Here is a 22,523-nt window from a genome sequence, read left to right as displayed (position 1 = left end):
GCAAGGCGCCCTTGTTGTATCCGCATGGTCACTTTTGTCGTTCGTATATGGCCATGAGCCATTGTTGTGCTAGCTTGCTGGAACCTTGAGGTTTCAGTGACTGCTTTATCACCGGTACCCCAGGCCAGTTCACAGCGATCCGGCAATGGCTTTGCAGCAGCTTGGGTATTGCGGCAGGCCTTGCCACTCCCTCTACCGTCAAGGACGAGCCATGGCCTCCACTTATGCAACACCCGGCGTGTACATCAACGGGGCCAGCGCCCAGGCCGCCAGCGTGGTGCCGGTCGCCACTGCGGTTCCGGCGTTTATCGGCTACACGCCCCGGGCCGTGTCTCAGGGCCAGCCTTGCTACAACCAGGCGGTGAAGGTCTCTTCGTTCGCCGAGTTCCAGGCCTGTTTCATGCTGGACAACCCGCCGCCGCCGGCTGACCCGGCGCGCCAGTACAGCCCGGAGTACTACCTGGTGGCGCAGAAAGAGCAGCCAGCTTCAGGTGACTACCTGGCCATCGACGGGGTGTATTACTCGGTGCTGCCCGACCCTGCGACCCTTTACTACCTCTACAACAGCATTCGCCTGTTCTACCAGAACGGTGGCGGCGATGCGTACATCGTCGCAGTCGGCCCCTATGGCCCGGCCAGCAAGCAGCCGGCCAGTAGTCCCACTGCACAGCTGATCAACCCCAACGTGCAACTGGCCGACCTGCAGCGCGGCCTGGCCACCTTGCTGAACCAGCCCGAGCCGACCTTGTACATCTGCCCGGAGGCCACCTTGCTGACGGTGGCCGACAACGCGGCCCTGATGCAGGGCATGTTGCTGCAGGCAGAGGAGATGGGCACGGTCTTGTGCGTGTTCGACATCATCGGCGGTGCCAATCCCGACCCCGTTCGCTACACCCAGGATATCCAGGCCTTTCGCAGCAACACTGGTAACAACGGGCTGAACTACGGCACCTGCTACTACCCGTTCATCGGCACCACCATCATGCAGCAGGGCGATATCGACTTCACCAACCTGTTCGGTGGCGACACAGCGCAACTGGCGGCGTTGATCAACCCGCCGGCCGCGCCCAATGCGGCAGTGGCTACCTTGCTGGGTATGATCAACGAGCCGCCGGCCAACCCCATGAGCAACAGCCAGCTGCAAGATGCGTTGCTCAATGCCAGCCCGCTCTATGGTCAGATCGTCAACCATGTCCTTACTTGCGCCAACGTGCTGCCAGCCAGTGGCGCCATGGCCGGGGTGTATACGCTCAACGACAACACCCACGGCGTCTGGAACGCGCCGGCAAACATGAGCATCGTCGGTGCGGCCAGCTTGCCGATCAACTTGTCTGACCAGCAGCAGGCCAATCTCAACGTCGACCCGGTGTCGGGCAAGTCGATCAACGCCATCCGCTTTTTCACCGGTCAGGGCATTCTCATCTGGGGGGCGCGCACGCTGGACGGCAACAGCCAGGACTGGCGCTACGTGCCGGTGCGCCGGACCGTGACCTTCCTCGAGCAGTCGATCAAGCTCGCCGTCCGGGCCCTTGCGTTCGAGCCCAACAACGCCAACACCTGGGCGGCGGTCAAGACGATGATCACAAGCTTTCTCACCAATATCTGGAAGCAGGGCGGCCTGCAGGGTACGGCGCTGGCGGATGCGTTTCAGGTGAGTGTCGGGCTGGGCTCAAGCATGATGGCCGATGATTTGCTCAACGGCTACCTGGGTGTCACGGTCGAGGTGGCAGTGGCACGCCCGGCCGAGTTCATCGTCATTACCTTCCAGCAACAGCAGGCAGCCAGTGGCTGACCTGCAGAGGGAAGCAAGCAATTGCTTCGAGCTGTGCATCGAAGGTCAACTGGCGTAGCTCAGACGCAGGGCGCTCGTGCGCCCGGCATTCAACCCTCGCGCCGAATCACCGCCTCACACCGCACCGGAAAGTTCACCGAGTTGGCAACAAAGCACTCATGGTGAGCATCTTCATGCAGCCGCAGCGCCATCTGCGCATCCGAATCACTGCTCACCACCACCTGCGGGCGCAGCACCACCTCGGTGAAGTGCCCCTTGCGTTCGGCATCGCCTTCGACCATGCGCCCCTCGGGGTGGTCGACATACGCCAGCACATTGACCTTGTTCACCGCACACAGGTGCAGGTACCACAGCTTGTGGCAGGCCGACAGCGAGGCCAGCAGCATGTCCTCGGGGTTCCAGCGCGCGGGGTCGCCGCGAAAGGCCGGGTCGGCCGAGCCGTGCAGGCTGGGCTTGCCCGGGATCTCGAGGGTGTAGTCGCGCTGGTAGGCGGTGTAGTTGCTGGTGCCCTGGCCGCTGTTGCCGGTCCAGTTCAGGGTGAGTGCGTAGCGGTGTTCCTTCATGTCCCTTCCTTGCGAGCATTCATGGAGCCTGGACCGTTACACAGCTTCAGCGCTGCTCGGGGTCTTTGGCGAAAAACGCCTTCTGATAGGCGTCGTAGGACAGCAAACGGTTCTTCGTCGCGGTGAATTCATCGCCGGTCACCAAGTCCGGCTTGTTCTCCCACGGGTCGTCGTCGAGGTTGTAGCGCACCAGGGTGTCCGGGCTGTATTCGTAGATGTACTTGTACGGGTGCTCCACCAGCGCGCTGGCGAGGCGGTCGAAGAAGGTCGCCATGAAGAACGCCCGTTTGCCGTGGGGCCGCAGCAGGCTGATGCCCTGCACCTTGAAGCTTTCATCGGTGATGCCGAAGAAGTCCGCCACGGTGGGGGCGATATCGGTCTGCTGGCTTACGCTCGATTCAGGCTTGGGCAGGGTTTGGCCTTTGGCCCAGAAGATCAGCGGCACCGTCACTTCTTCTTCGTGCATCGAGGAGTTGTGGATGAACATGCCGTGCTCGCCAAACGACTCGCCGTGGTCGCCTACCAGCACGAACAAGGTCGAGTCGAGCAGGCCGGCCTTGTCGTAGCCTTCGAGCATCTGCCCGATCAGCGCGTCGGTGGTCTCGATGCAGGCTTCGTACTTGTCCAGCTCCGAGGTGGGCACGGTGTTGCCCGGGCAGTCGTAGGGGTAGTGCGCAGCGCTTGGGAAGTACAGGGCGATGAAGCCCTTGCCGGCCTGCTGGATGGCCTGCAGGTAGGGGATGCTGGGCAGGAACAGCTGCTCGTCGCTGGCACCGAAGCTGCTGCTGTGCTGCGCCGCCGCGTTGGCCGGCAGCATGTCGGCGACGGCGTAGGCCTTGGACACGCCGATGGACTTGAGAAAACCGTCCATGTTCTCGAATTGCAGGAACAGCGAACTGAAGGCCACGGCCTCCATGTTGCGCTTTTGCTTGAGCGCGTGAATCACCCCGGGCTGGTACAGGTGCATCGCTTCCTTGATCTCTACCCCGGGGTAGGCGTGCAGCCCGGTGAAGATCGAAAAATAGCCCTTGGACGAATGCGGAACCGTGACGTAAGCCTTGCTCAGCATGCCTTCGCGGGCGAGCCTGGCGAAGGTGGGGTAGCGTTCGGCGGTGTCGACGTTGGGGCCGAAGGTGCTGTTCCAGCGCACCGACTCCATGACGATGTACACCAGGTTCTTGAAGCCTGGGGCAATCTCGGGCTTGGGCAGCGCGTTGATGGCGGACAGCGGGTAGGCGGGCTGTTCGAAAGGCAGCAGGTTCTGCGCGCTGCTGTCGCGGCCAAGGCCGGTGCTGCGCAGTGCCTCGACCAGCGGGCGGGTGGCGATGTTCTGGTTCAGGTCGTAGCGTGCGTCGCGGGCCAACACCGCGCCCAACAGCAGGCCGGCCAGCACGGCGATGAGCGCCAGCTTGCCGCTGCCGGCCATAGGCGCCGGCGGGTGTTTGCGCGCCCGGCGGGCGGCCAGGCCCACCAGCAGCCAGGTGCCCAGCCAGGCCAAAAACAGCACGAAGACAATAAAGCGGAAGGTGAAGCCAAAGCCGGCCAACTGGTTGAGGAACACCTCGGCGCCCGAGGTGAGGCTGCCGGCATGCTCCAGGCTGTACTGCACCAGCGTCCAGTCCAGCGGCTTGAGCCATAGCTCGCGCACGCGCATGTCGATCAGCAATAGCAGTAGCAAGGCGCCGCAGAAGGCGCTGACCGGCAGCCAGCTGTAGCGCACCCTGCGCAGCAAGGTGATCGCCAGCAGGTAAACCAGCGCGGCCAGCAGCAGGTCCTGCAGCAGGTACAGGCCGATGCTGGCCGGGTCGGTATCGACCCAGCGGCTGGCGAAGTAGCTGATCAGGATGACCTTTGGCAGCAGTAGCAGTGAAACGGCGGCCAGCAGGGCCAGCTGCAATGGAGTATTGCCTTTTTGCATGTTGGCCAAGCCTCGGATTGGTTGGGCACTCGCGACGCTTGAACTTAAGCAGCCTGCCGTTGTTTGGGCAAGCTGTTGTGCAGGTCGGCAGGCTTTAGCCTGCCGACCTGCACAACTTCAGCGCGCTGGGGTCACGAGCTGATATAGCGCATGCCACGTGCGCGCAGCAATGCGTGCAATTCGGCAGGCTGTTGCAGGCGACGCCCGTGGATCTTCGGCCAATCCGGTTGCTCTACGTAGATGAAGCGCCCTTCATGCCTGATCAGTGTGCGTCGCAGCGACAGGTCGCGTGCCCTGCTCATCACATACGAATCGCCCGACTCCTCGGCAATGCTGTAGTCGCCGGGGCGCTTGAGCAGCGTATCGAAGTCCTGGGGGGGGATGGGCACCGCGTCGGTGGAGAGCGTGGGCATTGCATCCACGCCGGCGCGTAACCGCAGGTCGCCCTTGACCCTGCGAACGTGGGTGCTCTCGCCCTCCCTGATCGGGCCTTTTTCGAGCACTGTCAGCCCCGGGTCGCTATCGAAGCGGTCCGGCTGCCCTGCAGGCACATCCTCGACTCGCAGGCCAATGGCGCCTTCCAGCTCGGCGAGCCCGGGGATACCCTCGAACAGGTTGCTGTGGGTGTTGCCGACCAGTGCCACCCACCTGCCAGGCCCGCGCAAAGCCTGGTCGGCCTGGATGATGCGGTGGGCGTAGAAATTCATCATTTCCTGGCGCGATATCGCTTTGCCAAGCCCTTCCTGCCGGTAGCTCGCCATGCAGTCGATGGACTGGATGCGCACCCCATTTTTCTGTGCCTGCACCAGCACCTGGCGGAACGTGTAGCGGCCCGAGGCGTCGGTCATGTGCCCGCGATCTTGCTCGGTGATGTAGCGATCCAGCTCCTGGGGCATTTCACCGGTGCGGTTGAACGTATCGAGGTCCGGCTGTTGGAAGTCGGTCTGGTAGTGCTCGAGGTAGAGCGTCCTGACTTTCATCTTGCGCAGCAGGGGCATGTTGTCGATCAGAAAGCGTTTGCTGCCGATTGCGCTGTGGGATTCACCGACCACCAGCCCATCGGTGTTCTTGTAGATTTCTGCGAGCAGCGCCTTGGCCGTCATGTTCTCGACGGCTTCGGGGATTGGCGGGCGCGGCGGCAGCTCGGGGGCCTTCATGAAGGCTGCCGCATCATCGGCCAGTTGCTGGCGCACGTTGCGGAACTCGACAACAGCCTGGTGTACATCCGGATCGAAACTGACATGGTCACCAGACAGCACGGATTTGGAGACCTGGCGCAAACGCGATCGAAGCGCAGGCGGCATCTCGTAGGGGGTCGCAGGCAGTGCGGGCAACTCGGCGCTTGGGGTGGTTCGCCCCCAGCCCTTGAGCCGCGAGAGCATGCCGCCCTTGAGGCCGGTGCGCTCGACCGGGTGCCATTGGCCATCGGCTTCCAGGCGAATGCTCTGGCATTTGTAGAAGGAGAACGGGTTCTCGGGGTCGACGATGACCCAGGTGTTCAGCTCGCCGACGTAGCGCACCTGGTAGGGCAGGTCTTCGATCAACACGTAGAACTGCCCGTCCTGAAGATAGACCCCTGCAAGCTTGCCGGTCCCAGGCTCCCCAGTGATGATCACGTTGGTTTCAAAGGGGGCCAGCAGCTCGACGCTGTCCCCGGGCCAGAACGGCCGGGGGACCCAGTGCTCAAGTTGGGCGGGGGTGATGGGCTGGTCCTGCTCATGGGGCTCGCTTTCGACTGGCCCGCTGGGTTCCTCCGGCGCCGTGACACCCTGTTCGCCCTCGCCAACTTCGGCCAGTGGCTTGCCGGGCGCCGCGAGCAGGAAGGTGGCGTTGAACAGGGTGTCGATTGCCGCGAAGATCGCCCCGATCACCCCAGCCCTGCGCTCGCTGGTGGTGTGGCCATTGATTGCCTGGTCGACGTTCAGGCCGGTGGTGGCCAGGCCGGCGCCTACCACCACCAGGGCGACAGGCCAGTCCACGGCAGCCATCGGGGCGAACACCTTGTTGAAGGCGTTGAGGTAGCCGATCCACAGCTGTTTGCGCAGGTCGCCGTTCGTGCGCAGGGAAAAGTACGCATCGTCCAGCATGCGTTGCTGAGCCCTGTCGCGCAGCCAGCTGAAACCATCGCCATCGATGGTCAGGTCGGTGGTGTTCAGCCCGGTGTGGTCGTCTCGCCCCCAGCCCTGGTACAGCAGGTCGACGAGGTGGTTCAGGCCGACAGCGGTGTCGCTTTCCTCGCGCTCGGCCAGGGAAAAGTGCCCCATGAAGCGGGCGCGGTTTTCGGCGTGATTGTTGTGGGTCAGCACCCACCAGAACAGCGCCTGCTCGTCGGGGAAGAGCTGCAGGGCATCGACTTCACCGGGAATGTACAGCAGTTGCCGGCCATCGCTCATGACGATGCGCAGGATGTCGGTAGCCACGTAGCCGCCGATGTCCAGGGCGCTCAGGCGCACCGCTGCCTTGTCCGGGGCCACTTCGCGCAGCAGTTGTGGTTGCGAGGGTGGCCAGAACTGGCCGCCGACCAGGGCCTCGGAGGCCTCGGCGCAACACGTGGCGAGCGCGGAACCCGGGTTTTCGGCACAGACCTCCAGCACCTTGCTGAGGAAATTGAGCTTGGCCAGGGTGCGAAAGTCGCTGGCGTGTTTGGCCCAGAATGTGGTGAGGCGCTGATTGAAGTCGCTGGCGAAGTCGATGCTCCAGAAATATTCCAATACCTGCCTGGCATCCAGCCGCACCTCGTTGTGCTCGTTGTACTCACCCTTGTCTGGCCCGTCGGTGTAGAAGCCGACCAGGTAGCTGAGCAGGTCGGCATTGTCCGCATCGTCGGCATTGAAGCGGTGCATTACCAGCTGCGGCAAGGTCAGTGAGGCGTAGGGCGTCTCGTAATGCTGCCAGCCCGAGTAGGTTCTGGGGTTGCTGGACGCGGTCATGAAGCGGTGCAGGTAGACGTTGTCCGGGTCCAGGGTGTGAATACCGTTGCGGTCCAGAACCTGCTGCGCGACTTCGCGGGCCATCTGGCGCATGTCCGGGCAGTCGTCGGTCAGTTGGCTGGCCAGGGCCTGCAGCGCCGTCTTTTCGGCATTGGGCGTTGTTTCGGGTGACATGCTGTTACTCCTGTGGGGATAAGGGCTGGCAGCTTGTCGGGTGGTGGTTGAGGGAGGGTGGTATGTATTGATGCCCGGCATGGCAATGCGTGCTTTCACTTAATCTTTCGCAAATGCAGGTGTATCGTATTCGCCCTTCATCGCCGGCCACTGCTGGCAGACTGATTGCGCGAAAACGAGGTACCCGCACCGATGTCTTTTTCCCGTCGACAAATGCTCAAGGGCCTGACCGGCCTGGTGGTGGTAGGCCTGGGCGCCGGAGGTGCTGCGCGTTACTGGCTGGGCAAGGTCGAGGACGAAAACGCCGGGCACGACTACGAGCTGATCGCCGCGCCCCTGGATGTCGAGCTGGTTGCGGGCTTCAAGACCGAGGCCTGGGCCTTCGGCCCGTCGGCGCCGGGCACCGAGTTGCGGGTACTTCAGGGCACCTGGCTGCGGGTACGCTTCATCAACCACCTGCCGGTGGAAACCACCATCCACTGGCACGGCATTCGCCTGCCGCTTGAGATGGACGGCGTGCCCTATGTGTCGCAGCTTCCAGTGAAACCGGGTGAGTACTTCGACTACAAGTTCCGCGTGCCGGATGCCGGCAGCTACTGGTACCACCCCCACGTCAGCAGCTCCGAAGAGCTTGGCCGCGGTTTGGTTGGCCCGCTGATCATCGAGGAGCGCGAGCCCACCGGCTTCAAGCACGAGCGCACACTGAGCCTGAAGAACTGGCACGTCGACGAGCAGGGTGCCTGGCTGCCGTTCAGCATCCCCCGCGAGGCTGCGCGCAACGGCACCGCCGGGCGGCTGATCACCATCAACGGCCAGGCCGACTCGGTCACCGAGCTGCCGGCCGGCCAGGTGGTGCGCTTGCGCCTGCTGAACCTGGACAACACCTGGACCTACCGCCTGAACCTCAAGGGCAACTGCGAGGCGATGATCTACGCCCTGGACGGCAACCCGGTGACCCCGCGGCCGCTGGACGAGGAGTACTGGCTGGGCCCGGGCATGCGTATCTGCCTGGCCATTCGCATTCCCGAAGCGGGCGAGGAAATCTCCCTGCGCGATGGCTTCGTGCGCCTGGGCACCCTGCGTTCGGTGGCCAGCAGCGACGCACCTGGCGACTGGCCCAAGGCGCTGCCGGCCAACCCGATTGCCGAGCCGGACCTGGAGAACGCCGAAAAGCTCAACTTCAATTTCGAATGGGTCGGCAAGGTGTCGGTGAACACCGAAAACGGCAAGCCGCCGAGCCTGTGGCAGATCAACGGCCAGGCCTGGGACATCACCGACAAGACCTGCGCCGACCGGCCCATCGCCACGCTCAAGCTCGGCAACAGCTATATCTTCGAGCTGAAGAACATGACCCAGTACCAGCACCCGATCCACCTGCATGGCATGAGTTTCAAGGTGATCGGCTCCAATCGCCGGAAAATCCCCGAACCTTACTTCACCGACACCTACCTGCTGGGCAAGAACGAGCGCGCGCAAGTGGCGCTGGTGGCGGATAACCCGGGTACCTGGATGTTCCACTGCCACGTCATCGACCACATGGAAACCGGCCTGATGGCCGCGATCGCGGTGGTGTGATGCGCCCGCAGATCATCGATCGCAGCCGCGACCAGGAATTCATGCGCCTGGCCCTGGACCTCGCCGCCCAGGGCGCGGCGCTGGGCGAGGTGCCGGTGGGGGCGGTGCTGGTGCAACACGGCCAGGTGCTGGGGCAGGGCTTCAACCGGCCGATCCTCGACAGCGACCCCAGTGCCCACGCCGAGATGGTCGCCATCCGCGCCGCTGCGCAGGCGGCCAGCAACTACCGGCTGCCGGGCAGCACCCTGTACGTAACCCTGGAGCCGTGCAGCATGTGCGCCGGGTTGATCGTGCATTCGCGGGTGGCGCGGGTGGTGTACGGTGCGCTGGAGCCCAAGGCCGGCATCGTGCAGAGCCAGGGGCAGTTCTTCGGGCAGGGTTTTCTCAACCACCGGGTGATGGTGGAGGGTGGGGTATTGGCCGAGGAGTGCGGGGCGATACTGAGCGAGTTCTTCAAGGCCCGGCGGGCCAAGGGTTAACCTGTACCGGCCTCATCGCCGGCAAGCCGGCTCCTACAGGGATTTGTAGGAGCGGGCTTGCCCGCGAAGAGGCCGGTGCAGGTTTACATCGGCGGCGACTGCTCCGCCGGCTTTTCCTTGTTCACCCCAGGCACATGCAGGTTGCCTTCGGCCACCTGGCCCTCCAGCTGCGGCTGCGTGACCCAGGTGAGGATGTCGTAGTAGCGGCGGATGTTGGCCACGAAGTGCACTGGCTCGCCGCCGCGGGCATAGCCGTATTTGGTTTTGCTGTACCACTGCTTCTGCGACAGGCGCGGCAGCATCTTCTTCACGTCCAGCCACTTGTTCGGGTTCAGGCCTTCGCGCTTGGCCAGGGTGCGGGCGTCTTCCAGGTGGCCGCTGCCAACGTTGTAGGCGGCCAGGGCGAACCAGGTGCGGTCCGGCTCCTGGATGCTGTCGTCGAGCTGTTCTTTGACCACCATGAAGTACTTGGCGCCGCCCTGGATGCTCTGCTTCGGGTCCAGGCGGTTGGACACACCCATGGCCTGGGCGGTGCGCTGGGTGAGCATCATCAGGCCGCGCACGCCGGTCTTGGAGGTGACCTCGGGCTGCCACATGGACTCCTGGTAGCCGATGGCCGCCAGCAGGCGCCAGTCGACCTGCTCCACCTTGGAGGAGGTCTTGAAGTGCTTCTCGTACTTGGGCAGGCGCTGCTGCAGGTGCTGGGCGAAGGTGTAGGCGCCGACATAGCCGAGCACGTCTACATGGCCGTAGTAGCGGTCTTTGAGGCGCTGCAGGGTGCCGTTCTTCTGCGACTTGTCGAGGAATTCGTTGACCTCGTTGAGCAGGCTGTTGTCCTCGCCTGCGGCCACCGCCCAGCGCTGGTCGCGGGCGTCGCCCAGGTCGAAGGCCACGCGCACGTTGGGGAAGTACACCTGGTTCATCGCCAGTTCGTTGGAGTCGACCAGGGTCAGGTCGATCTGCCCTTCGTCGACCATGCGCAGCAGGTCGACCACCTCGACGGCGTCAGACTCTTCGTATTCCAGGGCCGGGTACTGTTTTTTCAGCTCGGCCAGCTGGTCGGCGTGGCTGCTGCCCTTGAGCACCATGATTTTCTTGCCCACCAGGCCCTTGGCCTCGGTGGGGCGCGAACGGCCGTTGCGGTAGATGACCTGGGGCGTGACCTCCAGATACGGGTGGGAGAACTTCGCCTGACTGCTGCGCCGCTCGCTGCTGACCAGGCCGGCGGCAGCCAGCACCGGGCCGGACGGCTTGCCCAGCTGGTTGAAGATGTCGTCGAGGTTGTCGGCGGTCTCGATCTCGAGCTTGACCCCAAGGTCGTCGGCAAAACGCTTGACCAGCTCGTATTCAAAGCCGGTTTCGCCGTTGCGGTCCTGGAAGTAGGTGGCCGGGCTGTTGCGGGTTATCACGCGCAATACGCCATCCTCCTTGACGCGTTCTAGGGTGCTGGGTTTTTCAACACAGGCACCGAGCATCAGGAAGAGTCCGGTTGCGAAGAGCCATTTGGCGCAACGCTGGCGCAAAGCAGTGTGGGCGAACATAGCGTGCAGTATACGCAAAGCACCGGCCCCGCCATATCTCGACAACGGCTGGCTTGTCTGCTAGCGGGTTCTGTGCAATGCCCTTGTAGGAGCAACGCTCTTGTGCTGGCTGTGCCGGCCTCATCGCCGGCAAGCCGGCTCCTACAGGTACAGCGCAGGTTTGAACGCCTTGCGATCCCTGTAGGAGCGGCCTTACCGGGGCGCCGGACCGGTCGGAAAGGGCTGCGCAGCAGCCCCAGGGTTTCGGCATCATGCAAGATCGCCGGGGCTGCTGCGCAGCCCTTTCGCGACGCAAGGCCGCTCCTACAGAGGCCGCGCGGAGCGGGTGTTTTTTTGACTTTGAAGTCCGGTTCCACCGCCCGGCAGCACTGGCGTAGAGCAGGTGCCGAAAGCCTGCGAATTAGGCTAGAATGCACGGCCTCTAAGCACACCCCTTCCCTGAGGCTGTCCCGACGATGTTGATCCTGCGCGGCGCTCCTGCCCTTTCTGCCTTTCGCCACGGTAAATTACTCGAGCAACTGAGCCAGAAAGTCCCCGCTGTTACTGGTTTGTATGCCGAATTTGCCCACTTTGCCGACGTTGACGGCGAGCTGACCGCCGACCAGCAGCAGGTGCTGGGCCGTCTGCTCAAGTACGGCCCGAGCGTGCCGGTACAGGAGCCGACCGGCCGCCTGTTCCTGGTCGTGCCGCGTCTGGGCACCATCTCGCCGTGGGCGAGCAAGGCCAGCGACATCGCCCACAACTGCGGCCTGCAGTCGATCCAGCGCCTGGAGCGCGGCATCGCCTACTACGTCGCCGGCAACCTCAGTGACGCCGATGCGCAGCTGGTCGCCGCCGAGCTGCACGACCGCATGACCCAGCGCGTGCTGGGCCAGCTCGAAGGCGCCGCCGACCTGTTCAGCCACGCCCAGCCCAAGCCGATGACCTCGGTTGACGTGCTCGGTGGCGGCCGCGCCGCGCTCGCGCAAGCCAACATCGACCTGGGCCTGGCCCTGGCCGAAGACGAGATCGACTACCTGGTCACTGCCTTCCAGGGCCTGCAGCGCAACCCGAACGACATCGAACTGATGATGTTCGCCCAGGCCAACTCCGAGCACTGCCGCCACAAGATCTTCAACGCCAGTTGGGATATCGACGGCCAGGCTCAGGAAAAGAGCCTGTTCGGCATGATCAAGAACACCTACCAGATGCACAACGAAGGCGTGCTGTCCGCTTACAAGGATAACGCCTCGGTGATCGTCGGCAGCGTCGCCGGACGCTTCTTCCCGAACCCTGAAACCCGCCAGTACGGCGCGGTGCAGGAGCCGGTGCACATCCTGATGAAGGTCGAGACGCACAACCACCCGACCGCCATCGCCCCGTTCTCCGGCGCCTCCACCGGCTCCGGCGGCGAAATCCGCGACGAAGGCGCCACCGGGCGTGGCGCCAAGCCAAAAGCTGGCCTGACCGGCTTTACCGTGTCCAACCTGCGCATCCCGGGCTTCGAGCAGCCGTGGGAGCAGGCCTACGGCAAGCCGGAGCGCATCGTCGACGCCCTCGACATCATGATCGAAGGCCCGCTGGGCGGCGCTGCGTTCAACAACGAATTCGGCCGTCCGGCCCTGACCGGCTACTTCCGTACCTTCGAGCAGAGCATCAACACCCCCCACGGTGAAGAAGTGCGCGGCTATCACAAGCCGATCATGCTTGCCGGCGGCATGGGCAACATCCGTGAAGACCACGTGCAAAAAGGCGAGATCACCGTCGGCGCCAAGCTGATCGTGCTCGGCGGCCCGGCCATGCTCATCGGCCTGGGCGGCGGCGCCGCTTCGTCGGTAGCCACCGGTGCCAGCTCGGCCGACCTGGATTTTGCCTCGGTACAGCGCGAAAACCCTGAAATGGAACGCCGCTGCCAGGAGGTCATCGACCGCTGCTGGCAGCTGGGCGATGCCAACCCGATCGCCTTCATCCACGACGTCGGCGCCGGCGGTATCTCCAACGCCTTCCCGGAGCTGGTCAACGACGGTGGCCGCGGTGGCCGCTTCGAACTGCGCAACGTGCCCAACGACGAGCCGGGCATGGCTCCGCACGAAATCTGGAGCAACGAATCGCAGGAGCGTTACGTGCTGGCGGTCAGCGCCAAGGACTTCGAGCGCTTCCAGGCCATTTGCGAGCGCGAGCGTTGCCCGTTCGCCGTGGTTGGTGAAGCCACCGAAGAGCCGCACCTGACCGTTACCGACAGCCACTTCGCCAACACCCCGGTGGACATGCCGCTGGACGTGCTGCTGGGCAAGCCGCCGCGCATGCACCGTTCGGTCACCCGCGAAGCAGAGCTGGGCGATGACTTCGACCCGAGCCAGCTGGACCTGGACACCGCCGTACAGCGCGTGCTCAGCCACCCGGCCGTGGCCAGCAAAAGCTTCCTGATCACCATCGGCGACCGTACCATCACCGGCCTGGTCGCCCGCGACCAGATGGTCGGCCCGTGGCAGGTACCGGTTGCCGACGTTGCCGTCACCGCCACCAGCTTCGACGTGTACACCGGCGAAGCCATGGCCATGGGCGAGCGTACCCCGCTGGCGCTGCTGGATGCCCCAGCGTCCGGGCGCATGGCCATCGGCGAAACCCTCACCAACCTGGCTGCTGCGCAGATCGGCAAGCTGTCCGACATCAAACTGTCGGCCAACTGGATGTCCGCTGCCGGCCACCCGGGTGAAGACGCCCGCCTGTACGACACCGTCAAGGCCGTCGGCATGGAGCTGTGCCCCGAGCTGGGTATCACCATCCCGGTCGGCAAAGACTCCATGTCGATGAAGACCAAGTGGAGCGATGAGGGCGTCGAGAAGAGCGTCACCGCGCCGATGTCGCTGATCATCACCGGCTTCGCCCCGGTCACCGACATTCGCAAGACCCTCACCCCGCAACTGCGCCTGGACAAGGGCGAGACCGACCTGATCCTGATCGACCTGGGCCGCGGCAAGAACCGCATGGGCGCCTCGATCCTGGCCCAGACCTACGGCAAGCTGGCGGCACAAGCGCCGGACGTCGACGACGCCGAAGACCTCAAGGCGTTCTTCGCGGTGATCCAGGGCCTGAACGCCGACGGCCACCTGCTGGCCTACCACGACCGCTCCGACGGCGGCCTGCTGACCACCGTGCTGGAAATGGCCTTCGCCGGCCACTGCGGCCTCGACCTGCAACTCGACCCGCTGACCGACAGCAAGGGCGAGGTGCCGGCCATCCTGTTCAACGAAGAGCTGGGCGCTGTCATCCAGGTTCGCCAGGATGCCACCCCGGACGTACTGGCGCAGTTCAGCGCCGCAGGCCTGGGTGAAGAGTGCGTGGCAGTGATCGGCAAACCGATCAACAACGGCGAAGTGTCCATCAGCCTGAACGGCGAAGTGCTGTTCGACGATGACCGCCGCATGCTGCAGCGCCAGTGGGCTGAAACCAGCTACCAGGTACAGCGCCTGCGCGACAACGCCGACTGCGCCGACCAGGAATTCGACCTGCTGCTCGAGGAAGAGAACCCGGGCCTGTCGGTGAAGCTGGGCTTCGACGTCAACGACGACATCGCAGCGCCGTACATCAAGAAGGGCGTGCGCCCGCAAGTGGCGATCCTGCGCGAGCAGGGTGTCAACGGCCAGGTCGAGATGGCAGCTGCCTTCGACCGCGCAGGCTTTGCCGCCATCGACGTGCACATGAGCGACATCCTCGCCGGGCGCGTCGACTTCGAAGCGTTCAAGGGCCTGGTGGCCTGTGGCGGCTTCTCCTACGGCGACGTGCTGGGTGCCGGTGAAGGCTGGGCCAAGTCGGCGCTGTTCAACGCCCGTGCCCGCGATGCCTTCCAGGCCTTCTTCGAGCGCAACGACAGCTTCGCCCTGGGCGTGTGCAACGGTTGCCAGATGATGTCCAACCTGCACGAGCTGATCCCGGGCACCGAGCACTGGCCGCACTTCGTGCGCAACCGCTCGGAGCAGTTCGAGGCGCGTGTGGCCATGGTCGAGGTGCAGAAGTCCAACTCGATCTTCCTGCAGGGCATGGCCGGTTCGCGCATGCCGATCGCCATCGCCCACGGCGAAGGCCATGCCGAGTTTGCCAGTGAAGAAGCCCTGCTGGCCGCCGACCTGTCCGGCACCGTGGCCCTGCGCTACGTCGACAACCACGGCAAGGTCACCGAGGCCTACCCGGCCAACCCGAACGGCTCGCCGCGCGGTATCACCGGCCTGACCAACCGCGACGGCCGCGTGACCATCATGATGCCGCACCCGGAGCGTATGTTCCGCGCCGTGCAGAACTCCTGGCGCCCGGATGAGTGGCAGGAAGATGCCGCGCTGATGCGCATGTTCCGCAACGCGCGGGTGTGGGTGAACTAAGGCGTGTACAAGCTCGCCTTCTTCGTCCCCGGCAGCCATGTCGAGGTGGTCAAGGCCGCTGTGTTCGCCGCAGGTGGCGGGCGCATTGGCGCTTATGAGCACTGCGCCTGGCAAGTGCTTGGCCAGGGCCAGTTTCGCCCGTTGCACGGCAGCCAGCCGTACCTTGGGCAAACCGGCCAGGTCGAGACGGTCGAAGAGTGGAAGGTGGAGCTTGTGGTGGCCGATGAGCTGATCGCTCAGGTGGTCGCAGCGCTGAAGCACAGCCACCCTTACGAAACACCGGCCTATGAGGTCTGGCCGCTGGCCGATTTCTAAGGTTCGGCGCAACATCCATCGCGGGGCAAGCCCGCTCCCACGCAACCGATGAGATTGCGTGGGAGCGGGCTTGCCCCGCGATGCGTTTCAGAGCGCATGATTTGGACTTTACTCAGTCCTGTGGGAGCGGGTTTACCCGCGAACACCGGCGCAGCCGGTGCCACCCACCGCGCTGGCTGCTTCGCGGGTAAACCCGCTCCCACAGGATCGCGTCAGGCTTGAAGCCAGCGCTGCACCTGCGGGAGCGGCTTTCAGGCCGTGCCTATCTCCCCGCCATCGAGCCGCTGGATCACCACGGTCGACGAACGCGGCCGTACCTTGCTCCCCGCTGGGGTCACATCGGTGGCCACGTCCGTGGACGGCCAGTTCTCCGGGTGCTGGATATTGATGAACAAGGTCTTGTTGTCGGGGGTGAAGGTGATCCCCGTGACCTCGCAACCATTGGGTCCGACGAAGAACCGCCGCAGGTCGGCCTGGTTCTGCGCGTTGATCGGTACCTGCTTGCCGTTGCCATCCACCAGGTCAGTGGGGATCACCGCCAGCAACTGGTCGTTGGTGTAGCGGGTCAGGGTTTCTTCGCCATTGTCGGTCTCGAACCACAGCACGCCGCGGCTATCGAAGCTCATACCGTCGGGGCTGGCGAACTGGTTCATTTCGGTCAGGCCGGAGCGGTTGATGTCAGCGCCGCCATCGGCATTGGCGCCGAACACGAAGATGTCCCAGGCAAAGTGCTGGTGATCGTCGCTGTCGTGCCAGCGAATGATATGGCCATGGCGGTTGGGGCCGCGCGGGTTGGCCTTGTCGGTCTTGTCGGCGCTGCGTGCGCTGTTGTTGGTCAGGGTCAGGTAGGCGTCGCCATTGAGCGGGTTGACCGCGGTCCACTCGGGGCGGTCCATGGGCGTTGCGCCCACGGCATCGGCCGCGCCACGGGTATTGACGATGATGCCCGGCAGGTCGCCGAACAGCGCGCCGAGGGTCTTGCCGTCGCGGGTTGGCGTGGCAACGTCGAGCAGCAACCAGTCGCCGCTGCCATCGGCATTGAAGCGGGCGACGTACAGCTTGCCCTTGTCGAGGTACTTGGCGCCGGTGGCCAGGCGGTCGGCGGCCTTGGCGTCGGCCGGGTCCCACACGGCGTCAGAGACGAACTTGTACAGGTACTCGTTGTTGGAGTCGTCACCGGTGTACCAGGTGAGCGGCTTGCCGGCCACCGCCAGGCCCGGGCAACAGCCTTCGTGGCGGAAGCGCCCGAGCGCCGTGCGTTTGGCCGCGCGGGTGGCGCTGTTGTACGGGTCGATCTCGACGATGTAGCCGAAGGTGCTGGCCTCGTTGCGGTAGTCGTCGCTGGCGCTGGCGCCCTTGGGGGTGACATCGAAGCGGGCGAACTCGTCGTCCACCTCGCTGGCATCACCCGTTGCGCTTTCCCAACGGTACTGGCCGGCGGTGGCAGCAACGCCGATGCGTACCTGGTCGGCCGGGCGGCTGGCGGTGTTGACGAAGATACCGGGCCAGTTTTCTTCGCAGGTGAGGTAGGTGCCCCACGGGGTGTAGCCGTTGCCGCAGTTGTTATTGGTGCCGCGGCACTCGAGGCCGGCCGGGGAGAAGCGCGTGCGCACGTGGTCGGTGCCGCGCAAGGGGCCGGCGATGTCCATCACCGTGGCGGTGGTGAAGCGGCGGTTGAGCGGGTCGTTGTCGACCACCTGCCAGCGCCCGCTGACCTTGCGGATGCGCACCACGCCAGCGCCGTGGGCGTTGATCTCCTTGCGCACTTCTTCGGCCGGGCGCTGGCCGCTGATTGCGTTGGTCGGGCCGTGGGGGTGCAGGGCGGCGGTGTCGATGTATTCGAAGTTGATCGCCAGCAGGCCGTCGTCAGAGCTGCCGTCGATGGGGAAGAAGCGCATGCCGTCGTGGTGCATGCCCATGGCGTTGGCCTGATCGCTGGCGCTGTTGCTGCCGTCGGCTTTCCAGGCGGCGCCGTTGCTGTTCAGCGGGGTGCCCCAGGGCGCCAGTACGTGGGCGCTGTAGCCGGGGGCAATGGCGCAGGCGTCGGTGCGCGAGCCCTTGATCGACTGGAAACCGAGCTTGGGTTTGCTTGGCTGCGGGGTAGGCGCGGGCTTGCCGGTGCTGCCATCGAAGCAGGCGGTCAGGCCGGTGCCGGCGATCATCGCGATGGCTGCACCGAGGCTGCCGCGGATGACGCTGCGGCGGCTCAGGTAGGCGTCCATGACGCTGGCCATCGGTAGGTTGCCGGCGTGGTTGCGGTCCAGGTTGTCGCCGCTGTCTCGACTCATCAGGTGTCCTTTTCTTGTCTGGAATAACGCAGAAAGCCGACTTTAGAGCGCGATCATGATGATTACATTGCAGGACTGTTACTGCAGTGGGCGCTCGCGCAGTATCGGCAGGTTGGATGTAAAAGCCCGGGCGTACCCGGGCCCTGTGACTTAACGCTTGCTGTCGACGCTCGAGGTCAGCTCGGTGTTGCGGCTGTAGCCGCTGGTGCGCAGCAGGCCCAGGTCGAGGGCGTTTTCACCCTGCGCGGCGCCCTTGTCCTTGAAGCTGCCAACCAGGGCAGTGCCGATATCGACCGGCGAGTTGCTCAGGTCCACCGACACGTCCCGGCGCGAATCGCTGCCGGTCAGGGTTTCGCGGGTGACACTGCTGCTGCCCAGCGCCACGCTGCCTTCACTGGCCTGCAACCGGGCGCCGACCAGGCGGGTATCGCCGCCGACTTTCAGCTCGATGCCCTGGCTGCCGGCCAGGGTGGTTTGCCGGGTGACGCTGTCGCGCTGCTCGCGACTGACCTGCACCTTGACGGTGGGGGACAGCGCAGGCTCGGTGCGGGCCAGGGCCTTGCCGGCCTTTTCCCGCACCTTGCCCGAGGCCGGCCCGGCCAGCGCACTGGCGGCATTGATATGGCCCTGGGGGTTCTTCTCCTGGCTCAGGCGCCCGTCGACGGCAACCGTCAGGCTGTCGACCCGGTCCTTGCGGCTGGCCACCAGCAGGTCGCCGCCCACCTTGCCCTCGATACGCTCGGCCTCAAGCCTTGCGCCTTCGATGCGGGTATTGCCGCGGCTGTTCAGCTCGATGTGGTCGGCGCGCAGGGTACTGTCGCTCCAGGTCTGGTTGTCGCGCTTGTCCACGGCCACCTGCACCCGGCCGTGCAGGGCGCGGATGTCCTTGTCGGTGGTTTCGCCACGGTTCAGGCGCACACCTGCGCCGGCGGTGACGTCGAGGTTGTTGCGCCAGTCCCTTTGGGCGGAGGCCTCCACCAGCAAGCCGCCGTTGCGCGCGTCCAGGCCAATGCGCGCGGCGCTGGCCTGCAACCCTTGCACCTGCAAGGCCTGGTCATCACGGGCGAGGCTGGTGAGCTGCACGCTGCCCTGGCTTGCGAAGCGGGCGTTCACTGCCTGCTGGCTGTCTTCATCCACCTTGGCGCTGGTGAAGTGGCCACCCAGGCCGCCGCCCTTACCGGTGCCTTTGCTCAGCGCCACCTCCAGGCCGCCACCCAGGGTGTTGCCGTTGGCCCGGTGGCTGCTGTTGGCGGCCAGCACCTTCAATGTGCCGTCGCTGTGCAGGGTGATATCGCCTGTGGCCTCGATGCGCGCGCCCTCCACGCTGAGGTCGGCGCTGCTGCTCAACATCACCGAACCCTTGGACTGAACGCTGGCGACCTGGGCCGTGGCATCTTCGCTTTCGCGGGTGCTGTAGTCGCCGTACCCGCGCGCATCCAGCCCGGTGCTGCCGGGGCGGTTGCCGCCCTTGGCCCAGAGACTGGCGTCCAGCTGGCTCTTGCCTTGAGTGCTGCGGTCGTGGGCGGCGGCCAGGGTCAGCTTGCCGCCGCTGACGAGGCTGGCCGGGCCGCTGCCTGCGTCGATGCGCGTGCCTTCGTAGCGTCCATCGCTGCCCAGTTGCACCTGGATGCCGGTTTGCCCGAGCAGGCTGCCCGGGCGGGCGAGGGTGGTGGTCTGCACGTCGCTCAAGGTGCCGAGTTTGCCTTCGAGGCGGCCGTTGATGTCTTCGCCGGTGCTGGTGTCCACTCGCAGGCCACCCGCCACATCGGTGCGTTGCACCTCGTGGCGCTGCTGGTCGCTGGCGGCCAGCAACTGATGCTGGTTGGCGTCGATGTGCAACTGGCCGCTGGTGGCGCTGTAGTGGGTGCCCTGGTCCTGGATGTTGTCGGCTTGCACATTCACCGCAGAGCCGCTGAACTGGCTGGCCCGGGCCGTGCTGGTGCTGTCGGTTTGCCGGCGTGCCAGGTGCTCGATGGCAAAGTCTGCGCCCACGCTGGGCGGCGCCAGGGCATCTTCGATACCGGCCTGCTGGAAGCGTGCCGCTTCGCGCCCTTCGACCAGGCGCTCGATGGGCCGGGAAATATCCCGGTACTCGATGCTGGCGCCCAGGCTGCCCTGCCAATGGTTGCTGGAGGTTTCGCGCTCGGTGGTGTCGGCGGCGGCGCGGTTGTCGATGCGCCCGGCGTTCACCCGCAGTTGGCCGTCGGCCTGCACCTTGGCCCCTTCGCTGCTCAGCTGCGCGGTCTCAAGGTGTAAGTCGCCGCTGGCTTTCAGCTCGCTGGCCTGCGCCGTGCTGCTGCTTTCGCTGAGGCTGTCGCGGTTGCGGTGGCCTTCGTAGGCGCTGCCCACGCGGTCGATGCCGCCGGTCACCTCCAGGCCGCCGCCACTGCGGGTGGTGACCGTGTTGCTTTGCTCGGTGGCCTGGGCCGCATTCAGTTGCACCTCGGCGGCCTTGACCGTGAGGTCGCCGGCGGTGGCCTTGACCTGTGCGCCGCTGGCGACCAGTTGCGCGTCGCTGTGCAGGCCGACGCTGGCGCCGCTCAGGGTGCTGCCGACTTGGTTGGTGGCGGATCGCTGCTGCTCGACCGAGGCCACCTCGTAGCCAACCCTGGCCTCGAACTGCCGCGAGTCGGGCTTGCCGTCCTGGGCTTGCTGGGTTTGCCGGGCGCTGGCGGTGAAGTAGCGCTGCTGCTCGTTGCTCTCGCTGCTGTGGCTGGCCTGCGCGCTTTCCAGGCGCAACTGGCCCTTGGCATCCAGTTCGAGCCTGCCCTCGGCGGCGAGGGTGGCGCCCTTGACCTTCAGCTCGTCGGCGCTGGCCAGGCGCAGGTTGCTGCTGGAGCGCACGTCGCTGACCAGCACTTCGTCGCTACTGCTCTTGCTCTGGCTGCTTTTGCCCGTCAGCCCGAACACCTGGCTGTCGCTGGCGTGCTGCTGCGACTGCCGGGTGCTGTGGGCGGCTTCCACCGTCAACCCGGCCTTGTTGCTGTACAGCACGGCGTCGCCGCCGCTGCTGACCGCACTGGCGCGAATACTCATGCTTTCGGCCGCCACGTCGAGCTTGCCCTCGGCCCGTACGCTGCTGCCGGCGGCCTGGCTGCCCTGGGTGTCGTTGCCCTTGCGGTTACCGAAGAAGGTGCCAGACACCAGGTCGCCGCGGTAATCACGCTGATTGGCGTTGTCGCTGAGTGCCTGTTCGCCCACCTCGACCTGGCGAGCCTGCAGTTGCAGGTCGCCCTGGCTGCGCAGTTCGCTGGCGCGCACGCGCAGGTTGCGCCCGGCGCAGGCCTTCAGGGTGCCGCCCTCCAGGGTGCTGGCGCTGGCACTTTCGCTGTACTGCTCGCTGTTGCTGTCCCCGCGCCACAGGTGCTTGCGGTGGCGAACCTGCTCCTCGACCTTGCGGCTGTCGATACCGGTCTCGATCGCCATATCACCACCGCTGTGCAGCGCCAGGGTGGTGCCGGCTTTCAGTTTTGCAGCGGTCAGTTGCAGGTCAGAGCCTGCGTCGAGCGACAGGCCTTCGCTGGCCTGCAAATTTGTGCCTTGTTGCGTGCGGTCGGTTTGCGTGCGCTCACGGTTGTAGGTTTCGGTGGTGATGAACCAGGCTTTCTTGTTCCAGGCTTCGCGGTCGCGTTGCACATTTTCGCGGGTGTCGGCGTCGAGTATCAGGTTTTGCCCGGCACGGGCTTCGATCTGCCGTGCCTTGCCCTGGGTTGCGGTGAGCTGCAGGTCACCGGCCGAGTGCAGGCTGAGGCTGTCGTCGGCCTGCAGCTCGACCCCGCCCACTCGCACGCCGGCGCCCTCGGCGGTGCTGCGCACGCTGATGCGCCCGGCGCGCATGGCGCCGAACAGGCTGGCGTCGATGCTCGACGGGGTGCCTGGCAGGTGCTGCAGCACTTCGCCGGTGCTGGCGTCCAGGCGGTTGCGGCCGGCGGTGAGGTTCAGGTTGCCCTTGGCTTGCAGTGGCCCCTGGCTGTCGATGCGCGGGGCGATCAGGTCCAGTGCGCCATCGAGGTTGCTCTGGCCGCCGGCCTGCACATTCAGCGCACCGTCGGCCTGCAGGGTGTCGAGGTACTTGATGCGCTGGTTCTCGATCACCGGCGTGCCGACCAGAAAGCCTGCGCGGGTGGTGTTGATGAAGCTGCCGCCGTTGAGGGTGATGCCGTTGGGGTTGGCCAGGATGTAGTCGGCGGCGCGGCCGAAGATTTCCTGGGGGCCTTCGATCAGCGAGGCGTGGCGGCTGATCACCTCGTTGAGGATGGTCGAGGCAGCCTGGCCGCGGAACTGCGGGTTGGCGCCCAGCGCGCCGGCCAGTTGCGACTGGCCGGCCTGCACGGCGTTGTTCAGCACCAGGCCCTGGCGGTCGACGTTGTAGTCGAGGAACTGGTTGTGCGAAAGGCCGTTGGCGTTGGGCGCGACGATGTCGATCACCGGCACGCCGTGGGCATTGCTGATAATCGGTGTGCCGCCGGGGCCACTGGCCGGCTGCAAGGGGGCTGCGGCGTGCAGGGCGGGTGGCGCCAGCAAGCAAAGGAAGATGGCCCAGCGCAGGCGGTCGGGGCGCAGAGGGCGTAATGTTGAGTCATGGGTCATTGT

Annotated in this window: 11 protein-coding genes; 5 read left to right on the top strand and 6 right to left on the bottom strand. The window is 65.3% G+C overall.

Translation table 11 applies throughout. The annotated features are described in order from the left end of the window. Positions 1-211: 211 nt before the first annotated feature. The gene (locus tag ACI2KK_RS12190; protein WP_404669087.1) at positions 212-1,792 is read left to right on the top strand and encodes a phage tail sheath family protein; all 1,581 of its coding nucleotides are present in this window, start codon (positions 212-214) and stop codon (positions 1,790-1,792) included. An 89-nt stretch (positions 1,793-1,881) separates the two neighbouring features. Here the strand turns inward: ACI2KK_RS12190 and ACI2KK_RS12185 are convergent, their stop codons facing one another. The 3 genes from ACI2KK_RS12185 to ACI2KK_RS12175 form a co-directional block, all read right to left on the bottom strand. Next, positions 1,882-2,355: an OsmC family protein gene (locus ACI2KK_RS12185; RefSeq protein WP_404669086.1), complete on the bottom strand. Its 474-nt coding sequence runs from the start codon at positions 2,353-2,355 to the stop codon at positions 1,882-1,884. Between the two features lie 46 nt (positions 2,356-2,401). Next, positions 2,402-4,273: an LTA synthase family protein gene (locus ACI2KK_RS12180; protein WP_404669085.1), complete on the bottom strand. Its 1,872-nt coding sequence runs from the start codon at positions 4,271-4,273 to the stop codon at positions 2,402-2,404. A 131-nt stretch (positions 4,274-4,404) separates the two neighbouring features. Next, the gene (locus ACI2KK_RS12175; protein ID WP_404669084.1) at positions 4,405-7,377 is read right to left on the bottom strand and encodes a membrane-targeted effector domain-containing toxin; all 2,973 of its coding nucleotides are present in this window, start codon (positions 7,375-7,377) and stop codon (positions 4,405-4,407) included. 192 nt (positions 7,378-7,569) lie between these two features. On the opposite strand from ACI2KK_RS12175, the gene ACI2KK_RS12170 reads away from it, so the two are divergent. Both ACI2KK_RS12170 and tadA read left to right on the top strand, forming a co-directional pair. Continuing rightward, entirely contained in the window at positions 7,570-8,952 is a 1,383-nt protein-coding gene (locus ACI2KK_RS12170; protein WP_404669083.1) for a multicopper oxidase family protein, read from the top strand. After that, on the top strand, positions 8,952-9,431 hold the full coding sequence (tadA, locus tag ACI2KK_RS12165) for a tRNA adenosine(34) deaminase TadA (protein WP_404669082.1): 480 nt from the start codon (positions 8,952-8,954) through the stop codon (positions 9,429-9,431). The genes ACI2KK_RS12170 and tadA overlap by 1 nt, the downstream gene beginning before the upstream one ends. Positions 9,432-9,514: 83 nt before the next feature. Here the strand turns inward: tadA and mltF are convergent, their stop codons facing one another. Then, complete coding sequence (gene mltF / locus ACI2KK_RS12160; protein WP_404669081.1) at positions 9,515-10,972, bottom strand: membrane-bound lytic murein transglycosylase MltF; 1,458 nt, start codon at positions 10,970-10,972, stop codon at positions 9,515-9,517. Between the two features lie 455 nt (positions 10,973-11,427). Between mltF and purL the strand changes: the two genes are divergently transcribed. Together purL and cutA are read left to right on the top strand one after the other, a co-directional pair. Beyond that, entirely contained in the window at positions 11,428-15,327 is a 3,900-nt protein-coding gene (purL, locus tag ACI2KK_RS12155; protein ID WP_404669080.1) for a phosphoribosylformylglycinamidine synthase, read from the top strand. 3 nt (positions 15,328-15,330) lie between these two features. Beyond that, complete coding sequence (gene cutA / locus ACI2KK_RS12150; protein WP_404669079.1) at positions 15,331-15,642, top strand: divalent cation tolerance protein CutA; 312 nt, start codon at positions 15,331-15,333, stop codon at positions 15,640-15,642. Between the two features lie 251 nt (positions 15,643-15,893). Here the strand turns inward: cutA and ACI2KK_RS12145 are convergent, their stop codons facing one another. Both ACI2KK_RS12145 and ACI2KK_RS12140 read right to left on the bottom strand, forming a co-directional pair. After that, positions 15,894-17,930 carry a PhoX family protein gene (locus ACI2KK_RS12145; RefSeq protein WP_404669078.1) on the bottom strand — a complete coding sequence of 679 codons (2,037 nt, stop codon included), beginning with the start codon at positions 17,928-17,930 and terminating at the stop codon, positions 15,894-15,896. A gap of 150 nt (positions 17,931-18,080) precedes the next feature. Next, a complete protein-coding gene (locus ACI2KK_RS12140) occupies positions 18,081-22,520 on the bottom strand; it encodes a hemagglutinin repeat-containing protein (RefSeq protein WP_404669077.1) in 4,440 nt (1,479 codons plus the stop codon). Positions 22,521-22,523: the final 3 nt, after the last annotated feature.

It is taken from the genome of Pseudomonas sp. NPDC089406 (assembly GCF_044900265.1).
GTDB classification, from domain to species: domain Bacteria; phylum Pseudomonadota; class Gammaproteobacteria; order Pseudomonadales; family Pseudomonadaceae; genus Aquipseudomonas; species Aquipseudomonas fakonensis.
The sequence above is the reverse complement of the archived record's forward strand: the minus strand, read 5'-3'. Positions and strand labels throughout refer to the sequence as shown.